This window comes from Candidatus Nitrospira neuquenensis (assembly GCF_979578155.1).
On the sequence record NZ_CEFZDU010000011.1, the window covers coordinates 304,911 to 320,372 of the forward strand.

Genomic DNA, 15,462 nt, shown 5'->3' on the forward strand with positions numbered 1-15,462 from the left:
CTCGCGATGCGCAACGCGGCGGACATCCTCAAGGCCCTCGGCCTCCAGTCGGTGAACCCCGGCGGCTGCTCCGGCCCGGGCCGGTGGGCCGAGGGCCGGGCCGGCGAGGTTCTCGAGTCGGTCAACCCCGCCACCGGCGAGGTCCTGGCCCGTGTCCGGACCTGTTCGGCCGAGGAGTACGAGACGATCGTCCGCGACTCGGTCGAGGCGTTCCGCGCCTGGAGGGTGGTCCCCGCGCCCAAGCGCGCCGAGCTGGTCCGGCTGCTCGGCCGGGCCCTGCGCGAGCACAAGGACGCGCTCGGCAGCCTGATCAGCCTGGAAATGGGCAAGCTCAAGGCCGAGGGCGACGGCGAGGTCCAGGAGATGATCGACATGGCCGACTTCGCCGTCGGCCAGGCGCGCCTGCTCGCCGGCCAGACCCTGCAGTCGGAGCGACCGCATCACCGCTTGTTCGAGCAGTGGCAGCCGCTCGGCCCCGTCGGCGTGATCTCGGCCTTCAACTTCCCCGTCGCCGTCTGGTCGTGGAACGCCTTCCTCGCCGCCGTCTGCGGCGACACGGTCATCTGGAAGCCCTCGCACCGCACCCCCCTCTGCGCCGTGGCGGTCCAGCACCTCTGCAACCGCGCGATGGAGGCGCAGGGCTGTCCGGGCGTCTTCTCCCTGTTCGTCACGAACCGGCTGGAGCTGGCCGAGGGGCTCGTGCAGGACCGGCGCGTCCCGCTGATCTCCTTCACCGGCTCCGTGCCGTCGGGGCGGCGCGTGGCCCAGCTCGTCGCCGCGCGGCTCGGCCACAGCCTCCTGGAGCTGGGCGGGAACAACGCGGTCATCGTGGACGAGACGGCCGACCTCGCGCTGGCGATCCCGGCCGTCGTCTTCGGCGCGGTGGGGACGAGCGGCCAACGCTGCACGACGACGCGGCGGCTGATCGTCCAGGAGCGGCGGTTCGACGACGTGGTCGCGCGGCTGATCGACGCCTACAAGCAGGTGAAGATCGGCGACCCGCTGGAGCCCGGCGTCCTGATGGGCCCGCTCGTCGGCCGCGAGGCCGTCGCCGCCTACTCGGCCGCGCTGGAGGAGGCCCGGCGCGAGGGCGGGGAAGTGCTCTACGGCGGGCGTGTGCTCCCGGGCCCCGGCCACTTCGTCGAGCCGGCCATCGTCAAGGCGAAGAACGATTGGCCCGTCGTCCAGCGCGAGACCTTCGCGCCGATCCTCTACGTCATGCCCTACCGGACGCTGGAGGAGGCGGTCGCGCTGCAGAACGGCGTGCCGCAGGGGCTTTCCTCCGCGCTCTTCACGACGGACCTCCGCCATGCGGAGGCGTTCCTCTCCGCGCGCGGCAGCGACTGCGGTATCGCCAACGTCAACGTCGGCACCTCGGGCGCGGAGATCGGCGGGGCCTTCGGCGGCGAGAAGGAGACCGGCGGCGGGCGCGAGGCCGGCTCCGACGCCTGGAAGGCCTACATGCGGCGCCAGACCTCCACCATCAACTGGGGCGCCGACCTCCCCCTCGCCCAGGGCATCACCTTCTGGCCATGAGGACTCCCGGGCCGCCCCGGCTGGTATAATCATCCCACGCGTCGCACCATCCCCGTCGAAGGACACCGGATGATCCACGTCCGTCACCTCACCATGCGCCTGGCCGCCGGCGGCCGCGACGTCACGATCCTCGACGACATTTCGCTGGAGATCCCGCGCAAGCAGATGGTCGCCGTCGTCGGCCCCTCGGGCAGCGGCAAGTCCACGCTGCTGGGGCTGATCGCCGGGCTGGACCGGCCGACCTCCGGCTCCATTCGCCTCGACGGCGTGGAGATCGCGACGATGCCCGAGAGCCGGATGGCGCGGTTTCGCCGGCAGACGATCGGGTACATCTTCCAGTCCTTCCACCTCATCCCGACGCTCACGGCCCTGGAGAACGTCGCCGTGCCGCTGGAGCTGACGGGCGAGCCCGCGGCGCGGGCGCGGGCCCTGGAGCTGCTGGAGGCGGTCGGCCTGCGGGACCGCGCGACCCACTACCCGGTCCAGCTCTCCGGCGGCGAGCAGCAGCGTGTGGCCGTCGCGCGCGCCTTCGCCTGCCGGCCGCCGATCCTGCTCGCGGACGAGCCGACGGGCAACCTGGACTCGGCCAACGGGCGCCAGGTGATCGAGCTGCTGCTGGCGCTCCACCGTGACCACGGCAGCACGCTGGTCCTCGTCACCCACGACCGGGACCTGGCCGCGCACGCCGAGCGGATCGTCACCCTCCGCGACGGCCGGATCGAGTCGGACCGGATGACGGCGGAGTGACCGTGGAATGCCGGACTCCGACGGAGTATGCTTAGATGCGCGTCCAGGGGTGAACGAGGACTGACGGGGCGTGCGCTACCGCGCGGAACAGAGTCCGAATCGGAAAGGACGAGGTCGTGCTATGAAAACCGTGGAGATCTCGCTGGCCACCGCCTCACTGGCCGCGTCCGCGCGTTGCCTCAAGCGGGAGCCCCTTCTGCTGACGAAGGAGGGACGCCCATACGCCGCGCTCGTGGCGATCGCGGATGCCGCCGCCGAGACGATCGCGTTGAGCGCGAACCGACAGTTTCTCGACCTGATCCATCGGTCCTGTGCCCGGCACCGGGCTGAAGGCGGCGTTTCTGCCGTCGAGTTGAGGCGTCGCCTGGGCGTCAGAGGAGTCGCCCGCAGGCGGTGACCTGGCCTCATCTCCCGGGCCGGCGTCTCATATGAGTTGGTTCTCCCTCCGCATGGCCTGGCGCGAGACGCGGGCCGCCTGGCGGCATTTCCTCTACTTCTTCGTCTGCATCGCCGTGGGCGTCGGCGCGGTGGTCGGCGTCGGCCGCTTCGGGAGCGCCATGGAGCAGGCCGTCACGCGGGAGGCGCGCGGGCTCCTCGGCGGGGACCTGGAGGTCCGCCTGTCCCGACGCCTGAGCCCGGAGGGCGAGGCGGTCCTCGCCTCGCTCGCCGCGCGCGGCGTCGCCGCGACCCACGTCAGCGAATTGGCCGCGATGGCGGCGGTCGCGGGGCCGGGCGCGGGCCGGACGGGGCCGGCGAGCCAGCTCGTCGAGCTGAAGGCCGTCGAGGCCGGCTATCCCTTCTACGGGACGCTCCGGGTCGAGCCGGACCGGCCGCTCGCGGAACTCCTCGCCCCGACGGGATCGGGGTATGGCGTCGTCGTCCAGGAATCCCTCCTCGTCCGGCTCGGATTGGCCGTCGGCGAGCCGGTCAAGATCGGCGAGGCGGTCTTCACGATCACCGGCGTGCTGCGGAAGGAGCCGGATCGGGCGGTCAGCCTCTTCAGCCTGGGGCCGCGGGCGATCGTCTCGCGCGAGGGGCTGGAGGCGGCGCAGCTCGTCAAGCCCGGCAGCCGGGTTCGCGAGCGCCACCTGCTCCGGCTCCCCGCGGGCCTGCCGGCGGAGCCGCTCCTGTTCGAGCTGCGCGGCCGGTTGGCCGCCGAGTCCGCCCGCGTGCTCTCCTACCAGGACGCGCAGCCCCAGCTCCGGCGGTTCCTGGATCAGCTCACGCGCTACCTCGGCCTCATCGGCCTCACGGCGCTCTTCGTCGGCGGGATCGGCGTCGCGAGCACGGTCCAGGCCTTCCTCAAGGAGAAGCTCCCGACCATCGCCATCCTCAAGACCCTGGGGGCCGACTCCGGCGCCGTGCTCCGCGTCTACCTCATGCAGACGATGGCGCTGGGGCTCGTCGGGAGCCTGGCCGGCGCCGTGCTGGGCATCGGGCTCCAGCGCGCGCTCCCGCCGCTGATGGCCGGCCTGGTGCCGGCCGGCGCGATCGAGCTGGCCGGCTCCGGCGTGACGCCCTCGCCGCTGCCGCTGGTCAAGGGCGTGGCCATGGGGCTGTTGACGACGCTGCTCTTCGCGCTCTGGCCCCTGCTCGGTATCAGGGACATCCGTCCCTCGGCCGTCCTTCGTCGCGAGGTCGCGCCCGACGCGGGCGCCGACCCGGCTGGACACGGCTGGCGGGAGCGGCTGCGGGCGGCCGGACTCACGGACCCGTTGCGGCTGCTGACCGCGGCGGGGATCGTCGCCGGGTTGGCCGCGCTCGCGGTCTGGCAGGCGGGTCAGTGGCGGTTGGGGTTCCTGTTCCTGGGCGGCCTCCTCGCGGCGGTGGTCGCGCTGCGCCTCGCCGCCGTCTTCCTCGTGCGCGGGTTGGCCCGGCTCGGGCGTCCCGGCACCGGCCGGTCGCTCGCGGTGCGGTACGCGCTCGGCAACGTCGTCCGCCCCGGCAGCCAGGCCGCCGCCGTGGTCGTCGCGGTGGGGCTGGGCGTGATGGTGATCGTGACGGTCTCGCTCCTGGAGCGGGCGCTGGTGCGCCATCTGGGCGAGAGCCGGCCGGCGGAGTCGCCGAGCTTCTTCTTCATCGACATCCAGCCGGACCAGCGGGAGGGCTTTCTGCGGTTGCTCCGCGAGTCGCCGGGCTCGGCCGACCCGCAGGCGACGCCGCTGGTCCGCTCGCGCCTGCGCGCCATCGACGGGGAGCGGCTCGCCGCCGACGCGGACGGCGAGCAGGGGCCGGGGCGCGACAAGGAAAGCCGCGCGGCCTGGTACCGCGGCCGGGAGTACGTGCTGACCTTCCGCGAGGACCTGCCCACGGACAACCGCCTCGTCAAGGGCACCTGGTGGGGGCCGGGCGAGGAATCCGGCGGGCCCTGGGTGTCGGTCGAGGAGGACGCGGCGCGCAACCTGGGGCTGGACCTGGGCTCGACGCTGGAGGTGGACATCCAGGGAACGACGGTCGCGGCGACGGTGCGGAGCATCCGGTCGGTCCGGTGGGAAACCTTCTCGACGAACTTCTACCTGATCTTCTCGCCCGGGGCGCTGGAGGGCGCGCCCGTGACCTACGTCGCGACCGTGCGCGTGCCGCCGGAGCGGGAGGTCGCGCTGCAGCAGGCGGTCGTCGCCGCCTTTCCGAACGTGACCGCGATCAACGTCCGGGACGTGCTCGACACCTTCGTCCAGGTCGTCGAGCGGCTCTCGCTCGCGATCCGGGCGATCGCGCTCTTCTGCATCGCGACGGGCGGGCTGGTCCTGGCGGCGGCGCTGTCCACGACGCGCTACCGGCGCCTCTACGAAGCGGTCGTGCTCAAGGCGCTGGGCGCGACGCGGGGGCTGCTGGCGCGCGCCTACGCGGCTGAGTACGCGCTGCTGGGGCTCGTCGGCGGGACGATCGGCGTGCTGCTGGCGAGCCTGCTGTCCTGGGGCATCCTGGAGTGGATCTTCGACCTGCCCTGGCTCCTCCAGCCGCGGGTGCTGGCCGCTGGGCTGGCGCTCACGATCCTGCTCACGTTGGCCGTCGGCTGGCTGACGACCTTCCGTCTCCTGGGCCGCCGCCCGCTCACCGTGCTGCGGCAGGAGTGACGGGCGATCCGCGGCTCATTCGCGGGACATCGCGGGTCGGTCGAAACGGCCGTCCGGCAAGGCTGCCTGTCTGCCGACAGGCTGGCAGCGAGCGAGGAGGCGAGGCGTACGCTTCTCCGTACGGTGAGCCTCCGAGCGACGCGAGCACGCCGCCGCCGGCCGTGTTCACCAGCCTCTTACAGCACCAGCCAGGTCGCCAGTCCCAGGAAGAGCCCCATGCTCGCCACGTCGGTCGCGGTCGTCAGGAAGATGCTGGAGGCCGTGGCCGGGTCGGCGCCCGCCTTCTTGAGGATCAGCGGCACGAGCGCGCCGGACACCCCGCTGATCACGCAGCTCCCGGTCATCGCGAGGAAGACCACGGTCGCCAGGGTCGGCGCGGCCGGGTGGTGCTGGTACGAGGCGTAGGCGAACATCCCCAGTCCCGCCGTCAGGCCGACCAGCCCGCCGTTGAGCAGCCCCAGCCAGGCCTCCTTCGACACCAGCGCCGTCTCGCGGCCGGGCCGCAGCTCGCCGAGCGTGAGGCCCCGCAGGGTCACCGCCAGCGCCTGGCAGCCGGTGTTCCCCGACTGGCCGGCGAGCACGGGGAGGAACACCGCGAGCACCACCACCTGGTTGATCGTCTCCTCGAAAGCGCCCACGACCGCCGCGGCGACGAAGGCGGTCAGCAGGTTGAGCTGCAGCCACGGATGCCGGAACCGCAGGCTCCGCCACCAGGTGGTCGCGACCCGCTCCTCCTCCTCGACGCCGACCATGCGGCCGGGCTGGGCGCTGATCTCGATCGCCTGCTCCTCGAACAGCACGGAGCCGCGCACGAGCCCGACGAGGCGGCCCCGCCGGTCGCAGACCGGGTAGACGGGGTAGTGCCGGTTCAGGACGAGCCGCATCGCGTCCGCGACCGAGGTCTCGGGCGTGAGCCAGAAGGGGTCGCGGAGCATGATCTCGCCGAGCCGCTGGTCCCGCTCCGCCAGCAGCAGCTCCCGCATCACGAGCACGCCGATCAACTTCCCGTCCGGCTCGACGATATAGCCGTAGGTGATGAAGGCCTGCTTGACCTGCTCTCGCAGCAATTCCACGGTTTCCCGGACCGTGAGGTCGGGTCCGAACACGGCGACGGGCGGGTCCATGAGCCGCCCGACGCTGTCCTCGGGATAGGCCAGGGCGCGCGTCCACTGCTCGCGGGCGTCCGGGGCCGCCGCGCCGAGGATCGCGGCGCGGCGGGGCTCCCGCACGCGCGGCAGCAGCTTCAGGGCGCGGGCTTGGGGCAGCGCGGCGAGCGCGGCGGCCGCCTCGGTATCGGATCGGGCGAGGAGGCGTTCGACCGCTTCGTCCTCGGGGAGCCGCGCGAGGTCGGCGGCCAGGCTGCCGGCCTCGGGCATGGTGGCGTGGTTCGGCATCGGCATCCTCACGTCGGGGTGGCGTCGGCGGGCGGTCACGGGCGCGCGAGTCGCGCCAGGTAGCCCGACAGGGCGGTCCCTTCCCGCTCGCGCAGGGCGACCGCGATGCGGAGCTGCTCGAGGTACTGCGCGAGGGTCTTCCCGCCCAGGTCGATCTTGCGGTCGGCGAAGAACCGCCGGACGTCCCGCTCCCACGCCGGCGTCGCCAGCCCGGTCAGGCCCGCGCACATCCGACGGAGCGCGTTCTTGGGAAACCGGTCGTCCAGCCTGTCCCAGTTGGCCTTGACGAAGTCCCAGGCGAGCCCACGGCCGTAGGGGCTCATCAGGAGCGATTGGATGAGGAAGGGGGCGTCCTGCGTGCGGACCTCCTCCGTCAGCGTCGCGGCCAGCGTCCGCTCCAGCAGGGCCGTTGGCCGGAAGGCGGCGAGCGCGAAGAGATAGCGCCGCTCCTCCTGCGGCGTGGGCGCGGCGGCGCGGCGACGGCGGAACTCCTCGTAGCGGGCCGCGTCGCCCTGGTCGGCGAGGATGGCGACGATCGCGGACCGCACGTTCGGGTCCAGCGGGCTCTCGCCGCCGCCCGAGAGGGTCTTCTGCTCCTCCGCGTCCAGCGCGACGGCGCGGGCCCGGACGGCGGGGTCGCGGCCCAGGGTGCCGATCGCCCGAATGAGGTCGCCGCGCACCTGCCTGGTCAGCTCGTCCTCGCCCGGGCGGGACGTCCAGCCCAGCTCGGCGACGGCGGGCCCGAGCCGGTCGCGGACGAGGGCCTCCAGCCCCGGCCGGTCCCGCTCCTCGATGAGCCGGTTGAGCGTGGCGAAGGACTCGATCAGCACGCCCCAGACGTTGCGATCCCGGTCGGCGCGGAACCGCGCGGTGAGGTCCAGGTACTCGGTCAGCGGCAGGTGCCCGGCCACGGCCAGGGCCCAGGCGTCGCCGACGAGGTTGAAGCGGTCGATGGCCGCCAGCCGGTCCGGGACGAGCGCGAGCAGCCGGTCGCGCAACTCCGGCGCGTAGCGGACACGGTAGAAGCCGTGCCCGCCCTCGTTGACGAGCACCGACTCCACGCCGTCCGGCAGCGGGACGCGCAGCTCGCGATCGGTCAACAGCAGGCGGCGCGTTTCGGTGCCGCCCTTGGCCGTGATCCTGACCCGGATCGGAACCTGCCAGCGCGGCTCCTCCGCCGCGGGCGCGGCGGGCCGAGCCTGGCCGTCGAGCGGCGCGGGGGCCTCCGGCAGGTAGGTGAAGCGCTGCTGCGTCAGGCGGAGGGCGCCGCCGTCGAGGCCCGCCGTGACCAGGGGGAAGCCGGGGCGGAAGATCCAACCCTCCATGACCGCGGGGATCGGCTGGCCCGTCGCCCGCTCGAGCGCGGCCCAGAGGTCGCCCGTGTCCGCGTTGGCGTAGGCGTGGGTTCGGAGGTAGTCCCGGACGCCGTCGCGGAAGGCCTCGGGGCCGATGTGCTGCTCGAGCATGCGGAGGACGGAGGCGCCCTTCTCGTAGGTCAGGACGTCGAACATGGCGTCCGCGTCCTTGGGGGCGCGCACGGGATACTCGATCGGCCTCGTGCTGTGCAGGCCGTCCACCGAGAAGGCGGCGGCGCGCGAGGCGCCGAAGGCGGTCCAGCGCTTCCACTCCGGCTTCCAGGCGTCCACCGCCAGCATCTCCATGAAGGTCGCGAAGGCCTCGTTGAGCCACAGGCCGTTCCACCAGGACATGGTCACGAGGTCGCCGAACCACATGTGGGCGTTCTCGTGCGCGACGACGTCGGCGACGCGCTCCAGCTCCGCGTGGGTCGCCGTCCGCTCATCCACGAGGAGGGCGGTCTCGCGGAAGGTGATCGCGCCGAGGTTCTCCATGGCCCCCGAGGCGAAGTCGGGGATCGCGAGCAGGTCGAGCTTCTCGCCCGGGTAGGGGAGGCCGTAGTAATCCTCGAAGAACGTGAGCGAGAAGGCGCCGATGCGCCGGCCGAATTCGGCCAGGTGGCGCTTACCGGGGACGCACCAGACCCGGAGCGGCGTGCGGCCCGCCGCCGCCGGCGCGGTGGCCTCCAGCCGCCCCACGACGAAGGCGACGAGGTAGGTGGACATGGGGATCGTGTCGGCGAAGTGAAGGACGCGCTTCCCCCCCTCGCGCGCTTCCGCGCGCACGGGGGTGTTGGAGACGGCGCTCAGGCCGGCGGGGATGACGAGCGTCGAGGCGAAGACGGCCTTGAAGGCCGGCTCGTCCCAGCAGGGGAAGGCCCGGCGCGCGTCGGTCGCCTCGAATTGCGTGGCGGCGAGCACGTGCGGCCGGCCCGCCTCGTCCTTGTACGTGCTGCGGTAGAAGCCGCGCAGCTTGTCGTTGAGCCGACCCGTAAACGCGAGCCGCAGCCGCCGCTCGCCGGGTGAAAGGGGGGTCGGCAGGACGAGGCGGCAGCGCTCCAGGTCCGGCTCCAGCTCGACGCGGGCGGCGATCGTCCCGTCCGGTCCCGCGACGACGGCCTCCGTCACCTCGAGCTCCGCCGCGTTGAGCAGGATCTCCGTGACGGGCTCGTCCACCGTGACGGCGATCGTCTCGCGGCCGGCGAAGGTCGCCGCCTCCAGATCGGGCTCGAGCCGCAGCTCGTAGCGGGTCGGGCGGATGTGTCGGGGCAGACGATAGGGGTCCACGTTGTGCCTCCCGGGGTCGTCGACGTCGTCGTCGCGCGTCGGCGGGCGACCCGCCGCGGCGCGGGCGGGCCTCGGGCGAAACGCCGCAGGGGCGATCACGCCGCCGAGGAGGGCCGCGATCCGCGCGAGGAGCCCGCGGCGGGTGACCGCTGCCGGTCCCTGGCCGCTCATCCCCGCCGGGACGTCGTCCCCGCGTCCGCGCGCCGACGGACCTGCACGCCGTTCGCCGTGCCGACGATCAGCGTGTCCGTGCGGCCGACGAAAAGGCCGGTCTCGACGACGCCGGGAATCTGGTTGAGCCGGATCTCCAGGTCCGCCGGGTCCTCGATCCGCTCGAGGTGCAGGTCGAGGATGAAGTGGCCCCCCTCGGTGAGGAAGGGGCGTCCCTCCCGCTCGCGGAGCACGACGCGGCCGCCGACCCGCTCGACCTGCCGCGCCGTGCTGCCCCAGCCGAAGGGCATGACTTCGATCGGTAGCGGCATGGGCAGGCCGAGGACGGGGACGAGCTTGGTCTGGTCCGCGACGATGATGAGCCGCGCCGCCGCCGCCGCGACGATCTTCTCCTTGAGCAGCGCCCCGCCGCCGCCCTTGATGAGGTTGAGCTGGGGGTCCACCTGGTCCGCCCCGTCGATCGCGACGTCGATGGCCCAGGAGTCGTCGGTCTCCAGCAGCGGGATGCCGGCCCGGCGGGCGAGGTCGGCCGTCTCGCGCGAGGTCGGCACGCCCCGGATCGTTAGCCCGGCCCGGACGCGTTCCCCGAGCAGGAGGACGACGTGCTTGGCGGTGGAGCCGGTGCCGAGCCCGACCACCTGGCCGGTCCGCACCTCCGCCACGGCGGCCTCGGCCGCGCGGCGCTTGAGGAGGTCGAGATCATCGGAGGTGACGGTCACGATGGAAGGTCCTTGTCGACGCGCCCCGGCCTTCGCTCAGACCGGTCCGCCCTGTACCGCCTGCGCGCCCACCGCGGCGGCGCCGAGGAGCGCGGTCTTCTCGTTGAGGATGACGCGGACCGGGATGCCGCTCATGAGCTTCTTGTAGCGGCCCTTCGCGGTGAAGGCCCGCATGAAGCCGCCCTCCTTGAGCTTGGGGAGCAGCTTCGGCGCGATGCCGCCGCCGACGTAGACCCCGTCCAGCGCCAGGGCCTTGAGCGCCAGGTTGCCCGCTTCGGCGCCGTAGATCGAGACGAAGAGCTCGAGGGCCTGCACGCAGATCTCCGCCCCCTTCTGGAGACCGATCTCCGTGATGATCGCGGCCGGGTCGCCGACCTTCAGCCGCTCCGCCACCCAGGTCGGCTCGTTCTTCTTGGTGTCCCGGAGAAACTCGTAGATGGCGTGCTGCCCCGCGCCGGAGAGCACGCGTTCGTAGCTGACGTGCAGGTAACTGGTCCGCAGGTAGCGCAGCAGCTCGATCTCGATCTCGCTGGTCGGCGCGAAGTCCGCGTGCCCGCCCTCCGACGGCATCGGTCGGTAGCGCATTCCGTCCCAGAAGAGGATGGACTCGCCCAGCCCCGTGCCGGCGGCGATCAGGGCCAGGGCGCGACGGTCCGCCGCCGGTGTGCCCGCGTTGAGCGTGAAGGTTTCGTCCGGCCGCAGCACGAGCAGGCCGTGCGCCGTGGCCTCCAGGTCGTTCAGCAACCGGACCCTCGGGAACGAGAACCGCCGTGCCAGCGCCGCGCCGTCCACGACCCAGGGCAGGTTCGTCGTGCGGCAGACGTTGCCGATCACCGGTCCCGCCACGCCGAAACAGGCGGCGTCCACGGCCAGGGGCGGCGCCTCGGCCGGCTCGTCCGTCTTGTCCGCCTCCGCCTCGTCGGGCCGGTCGGCCGGCTTCTCCTCCTCGTCCGCGAGGGGCTCCGCCTCCGGGGGGGCGAGGAAGGCCTCGACGATCTCCTCCAGCGAGCCGTAGTCGCCGCTATGGAAGGTGCGCTCCCGGACCGGCTCGACGCGCTCGGCCTTCCAGTCGAACAGCGCGAGCACGGTCTTGGTCCCGCCGATGTCGCCCGCCAGGATCATCTATTCCTCATGCGAGTCCAGCCCCTGCCGGATGATGGTCAATTCGGAGGCGGCCGCCCGGTCCAGCAGCCAGATGAGCCGCCCCGACTCCGGCCGGACGAGCGAAGCCGGGGCGCGCGCGGCCTCCCCCTCCGGCCCCTCCAACAGCGTGCGGACGATCGGCGCCTTGGCCGCGCCGGTCACCAAAAATAGCACAGTCCGGGCCCGGTTCAGAACGGGCACGGTGAGGGTGATGCGCGGCCGCACGCCGGTCGGCGCGAGGCCGGCCGTCACCCACTTCGTGCGCTCCTGCAGCGCCGCCGTGCCGGGAAAGAGCGAGGCGGTGTGCCCGTCCTCGCCCAGGCCCAGGAGGATGAGGTCGAACCGCGGCCAGGGCTCATCGCCGAAGGCCCGACGCAGCCGCGCCTCGTACTCGGCGGCGGCCGCCTCCGCGGGCGTCGTCTCGGCCGGCATCCGGACGACGCGCTCGGCTGGAATGCGGAGCGGCCGGAAAAGGCCCTCGTCGGCCAGGGCGAAGTTGCTCTCGGGGTGGTCCGGCGGGACGCCGCGCTCGTCGCCGAAGAAGAACTCGACGTGCGACCAGTCGAGCTGCCCGGCCAGGGCCGGGTCGCGCAGCGCGGCATAGAGGTCGCGCGGGGTGCGTCCGCCCGACAGCGCGACCCGGAAGCGGCCCGCCGCGGCGACGGCCTGCCGGGCGGTCCAGATGAAGAGGTCGGCGCCCTCGCGCGCGAGCTCGTCGGCGTCCTCGCAGACGCGGACCTCCGGCACGGCGCCCATGGCCCGGTCGTCAGCGCGCGCCACGGCCCGGAGCCTTCCGGCCGGCCCGCGTCGCCGGCCGGCGGACCTCCTGCGCCAGCGCGCGGATGCGCGCGCCCGGCTCACGGCCGAGCACCAGGCGCACGACCGGCAGGCCGCGGCGCTGCAGCGACTGGAGGTCGCCCTCCGCCTGCGCGCCGGCCAGCGTGCGGAAGGTATAGGCCGCGCCGGGGATCGGCACGTCGGCGCCGGCCTGCTCCGTGAGCTGGAGAAAGAGCCCCGTCGGCGGCCCGCCCTTGTGCAGTTGTCCGGTCGAGTGCAGGTAGCGCGGGCCGTAGCCGGCCGTCGTGGCGATGCGGCAGGTCGAGAGCACCGTCTTACGGAGCAGCCGGATCGCCGCGTCGGTCTTGGCCGAGGGCGGCAGGTAGGCGAGCACGGCGAAGTAGCGGCCGGGCGCCGCGCGCAGGAGCAGGTCCCGCAGGCTGCCGTTCGATTCGGCGCGGGAGGTGGGCCGGCGCCGGCCCTGGAGCTGCGCGAGGATCCGGCCGGTGTTCTCCTTGCTCTCCTGCACGTTCGGCTGGTCGAAGGGGTGGATGCCCAGATAGTGGCCCGCGACGGCGGTGGCGAACTCCCAGAGGAAGAACTGGGCCGCGAGGTCGTAGCGGTCCCGGAGCGCGAGCTGCACGACCGGCTGGCCCGCCTTCGCGAGCGCCTTCACCCGGCGGTCGAGCGCGGCGTTCTTGTCGCCCGCGACGCGGAGATGGACGAAGAGGCGGTCGTCGCCGTAGCAGGCGGGGACGGCGAGCGGCTCGTCCGCGATCGGGACGAGGCCCTTGCCCTCCTTGCCCGTGCTCTCCGCCAGCAACTGCTCCGCCCAGAGCCCGAAGGCCTGGACGGCGGGCGAGGCGACGATCGTGATCTTGTCCCGGCCGGCGGCGCCCAGCAGCCCGAGGATCGCGCCGAGCCGTGCGCCGGGGTTCTCGGCGGGGGGAACGGCGGGCCCACAGGCCTTCGTCATGTCCAGCGCGCTTGAGAGGAGCCGCTCCAAGTCAATGCCCTGCAGCACGGCCGGCACGAGGCCGAAGTAGGAGAGGACCGAGTACCGGCCGCCGATGTCGGGCGGGTTGGTGAAGGTCGTCCGGAAGCCGCGCTCCTGCGCGAGCGCCGTGAGGCCGGTGCCCGGGTCGGTGATCGCGACGAACTGCGACCCGCCGCCGTTCCCGCGGGCGCGCTGGACGAGCTGCCAGAAGTGGGCGAAGAGGGAGCCGACCTCGATCGTGCCGCCGGACTTGCTGGCGAGGATGAAGAGGGTCTTGGCCGGCTTGATGGCCTCCGTCACGGCGCGGACCGCGCCGGGCACGGTTGAGTCCAGGACGGTCAGCCGGGGAAAGCCGCGCGTCGAGCCGAACGTGCAGCGCAACACCTCCGGGCCGAGGCTGCTGCCGCCCATGCCCAGCAGGACGACGTCCCGGAAACCCGCGTCGCGCACGCTCTTGGCGAAGGCGCGCAGCGGGGTGATGCGCGCCTGCATCTGCTCCGCCACCGTCAGCCAGCCGAGGCGGTTCGTGATCTCCGTCGGGTCCGGCTTCCAGAGGCGGTGGTCTTTGGCCCACAGGCGCGGGACCAGGCGCGTGCGCGACATCTCGCCCAGCGCGGCGGCGACGCGGTCGTCCCACGTCCCCAGGCTGGCCTCCAGCAGCTTGACGGGCATCACGGCCTCCTGCGCAGTTCTCTCGGTCGAACGAGGGCCGTATCTTAGGCCGGCAGGCGGGAAAAGGCAAACGGGGGCGGACCGGGAAATTCGCTCAGTTGCTTGTGCGAGCAGCGGCGGGCACCAGTCGGTATTCAGTGAGGCCGACCTGGCCGCCGACCAGCAGGGCTTCGAGCCCATCACCGGTTTCCACGGCCAGCAAGGAGCGCACCTTCGGCATCGCTTCCTGCCAGAGAACTTCGCCCGCGGGGTTGAAAATCATCAGCACCGACCGTGGGTAGCCAGAGCTTCCGTGGCTGACGACTGCCAGGTATGGCGGACTGCTTGGGGCCAGGCGCACCGCGGCTCCTTCGGGTCCGTGGTAAGGGTCGAACGACAGGGCCTCGAGAGAGTGCTGGAACACTACCGTCCCTTGATGGTCGAGGATGAGGAACTTGCCGGCGTTACCGACGAGAAGATGGCTCGGAGACGGCCAGGAAATTTCCTGAACCTCGGAGGCCCAGATCGGCGGGGCAAGTTGTTTGATGGTCTTGCCGTCCTGATCGATCAGCAGCGCCATGTTGTGATTGGGGCTCGCAGTGGATAGAGCGGCAAGCACGCCTTGGCCGTCTGGCCCTGAGTACTTGCCGATCCTCGACGCCGAGAGCGCGACGCTCCACAGCTCTTTGCCGTCTAGATCGCGCCGCTCCAACCGGTCGCCGCGAGAGCTCACAAAAATGCTGGGTCGAGAGTCGCCTGGAGTCCGAAGCGGAACGATGGAGTCAACAAAATGCCCGCCAAAGGCCCAGCGCAGGCGTCCATTCTGGTCAACCAGACCGTTTGCTGAGACGATGACGAACCCTCCTGTCCCGTCGGGAACCAGATCCGGGTACATGCCGAGGCAAACATGGTGGCACTGAGCCTTCATGAGATCCAGCAATTGTGTCTGCCTGTAGGTGTCGGCCTCCAGCAGGGCCACCCACCTTGGTCCCAGGACGACGATCTCTGGGTCGGGATCAGTGTCGAAGTTGCCGATACGAAGTCGCACGATGGTCCCAGGGGGGCAGCAGCCCGATAGGTCCCGCTTGGAGATCGGCAGCGTATCCACGGACACAGAAGGAAATCGTGCCTCTCGCCAAGCAGTCACGTGCGTGGCGTAGACCACATAGCCAGTGGCCGCAAGCGATCCCACAATCAGACACACGAAGGCGAGGCGCCGACGTAGGTGGGCGCTCGCCACGACGCGCGCCGTGATCATGCCGACAATCCACCCGACGAGGGCCGCCATCACGCCGTAGATCGGGATGACGATGAGGCCCAATACGGCTGTCGAAGTGGCGCTGAGGTTGATGGTTCCGTGGAGCAACAGGACAGTAGCCAACATCAGGGTCGTCGCAAACCAGAACGCCGGCGGAGTTCGACGCGAACTGCGACCTATCCCATACAAGACCAGGATTGGGACCAGATGAAGCCTGAAGTTCCCCCCGTTTTTTGGACAGGTCGCTAAGCCAAGATTTGTGGTAGGACTGCTGTCCAACAAATCGGGAGAGGCACATGTCAGTAATCATGCCAAATTGACCCCTGTCATCATGTGAAATTGACCCCTCT

General features: G+C 71.9%; 11 protein-coding genes. 4 read left to right on the forward strand and 7 right to left on the reverse strand.

Annotated elements, in window-relative coordinates; all coding sequences use genetic code 11:
* Window positions 1–6: 6 nt before the first annotated feature.
* The 4 genes from amaB (at window position 7) to AC1U7O_RS06610 (ending at window position 5,360) form a co-directional block, all read left to right on the forward strand.
* Window positions 7–1,536 (forward strand): L-piperidine-6-carboxylate dehydrogenase, encoded by a 1,530-nt coding sequence (gene amaB / locus AC1U7O_RS06595; protein ID WP_479893876.1) that lies wholly within the window; start codon window positions 7–9, stop codon window positions 1,534–1,536.
* Between the two features lie 69 nt (window positions 1,537–1,605).
* Window positions 1,606–2,283: an ABC transporter ATP-binding protein gene (locus AC1U7O_RS06600; protein ID WP_479893878.1), complete on the forward strand. Its 678-nt coding sequence runs from the start codon at window positions 1,606–1,608 to the stop codon at window positions 2,281–2,283.
* 121 nt (window positions 2,284–2,404) lie between these two features.
* Window positions 2,405–2,680, forward strand: a complete 276-nt coding sequence (locus tag AC1U7O_RS06605; protein ID WP_479893880.1) for a hypothetical protein — start codon at window positions 2,405–2,407, stop codon at window positions 2,678–2,680.
* Window positions 2,681–2,711: 31 nt separating this feature from the next.
* A complete protein-coding gene (locus tag AC1U7O_RS06610; RefSeq protein WP_479893882.1) occupies window positions 2,712–5,360 on the forward strand; it encodes an ABC transporter permease in 2,649 nt (882 codons plus the stop codon).
* Window positions 5,361–5,536: 176 nt separating this feature from the next.
* Here the strand turns inward: AC1U7O_RS06610 and AC1U7O_RS06615 are convergent, their stop codons facing one another.
* From AC1U7O_RS06615 to AC1U7O_RS06645, 7 genes are all read right to left on the reverse strand, one after another.
* Window positions 5,537–6,754, reverse strand: coding sequence for a magnesium transporter (locus AC1U7O_RS06615; RefSeq protein ID WP_479893884.1), 1,218 nt, complete (start codon window positions 6,752–6,754; stop codon window positions 5,537–5,539).
* A 35-nt stretch (window positions 6,755–6,789) separates the two neighbouring features.
* Window positions 6,790–9,396 (reverse strand): M1 family metallopeptidase, encoded by a 2,607-nt coding sequence (locus AC1U7O_RS06620; RefSeq protein ID WP_479893886.1) that lies wholly within the window; start codon window positions 9,394–9,396, stop codon window positions 6,790–6,792.
* Window positions 9,397–9,563: 167 nt separating this feature from the next.
* On the reverse strand, window positions 9,564–10,286 hold the full coding sequence (gene rpiA, locus AC1U7O_RS06625; protein ID WP_479893887.1) for a ribose-5-phosphate isomerase RpiA: 723 nt from the start codon (window positions 10,284–10,286) through the stop codon (window positions 9,564–9,566).
* Window positions 10,287–10,322: 36 nt separating this feature from the next.
* Window positions 10,323–11,408, reverse strand: a complete 1,086-nt coding sequence (gene glk / locus AC1U7O_RS06630) for a glucokinase (protein WP_479893889.1) — start codon at window positions 11,406–11,408, stop codon at window positions 10,323–10,325.
* A complete protein-coding gene (pgl, locus tag AC1U7O_RS06635; RefSeq protein WP_479893891.1) occupies window positions 11,409–12,209 on the reverse strand; it encodes a 6-phosphogluconolactonase in 801 nt (266 codons plus the stop codon).
* On the reverse strand, window positions 12,196–13,875 hold the full coding sequence (locus tag AC1U7O_RS06640; RefSeq protein WP_479893893.1) for a glucose-6-phosphate isomerase: 1,680 nt from the start codon (window positions 13,873–13,875) through the stop codon (window positions 12,196–12,198). Before AC1U7O_RS06640 ends, pgl begins: the two co-directional genes overlap by 14 nt.
* 94 nt (window positions 13,876–13,969) lie before the next feature.
* A complete protein-coding gene (locus tag AC1U7O_RS06645) occupies window positions 13,970–15,238 on the reverse strand; it encodes a type III secretion system chaperone family protein (RefSeq protein ID WP_479893895.1) in 1,269 nt (422 codons plus the stop codon).
* Between the last annotated feature and the right edge of the window lie 224 nt (window positions 15,239–15,462).

Excerpts from the sequence above, each read along its gene's own strand:
- amaB (WP_479893876.1), top strand. The coding sequence starts at position 7 with ATGCGCAACGCGGCGGACATCCTCAAGGCCCTCGGCCTCCAGTCGGTG.
- AC1U7O_RS06600 (WP_479893878.1), top strand. The coding sequence starts at position 1,606 with ATGATCCACGTCCGTCACCTCACCATGCGCCTGGCCGCCGGCGGCCGC.
- AC1U7O_RS06605 (WP_479893880.1), top strand. The coding sequence starts at position 2,405 with ATGAAAACCGTGGAGATCTCGCTGGCCACCGCCTCACTGGCCGCGTCC.
- AC1U7O_RS06610 (WP_479893882.1), top strand. The coding sequence starts at position 2,712 with ATGAGTTGGTTCTCCCTCCGCATGGCCTGGCGCGAGACGCGGGCCGCC.
- AC1U7O_RS06615 (WP_479893884.1), bottom strand. The coding sequence starts at position 6,754 with ATGCCGAACCACGCCACCATGCCCGAGGCCGGCAGCCTGGCCGCCGAC.
- glk (WP_479893889.1), bottom strand. The coding sequence starts at position 11,408 with ATGATCCTGGCGGGCGACATCGGCGGGACCAAGACCGTGCTCGCGCTG.
- AC1U7O_RS06640 (WP_479893893.1), bottom strand. The coding sequence starts at position 13,875 with ATGCCCGTCAAGCTGCTGGAGGCCAGCCTGGGGACGTGGGACGACCGC.
- AC1U7O_RS06645 (WP_479893895.1), bottom strand. The coding sequence starts at position 15,238 with ATGTTGGCTACTGTCCTGTTGCTCCACGGAACCATCAACCTCAGCGCC.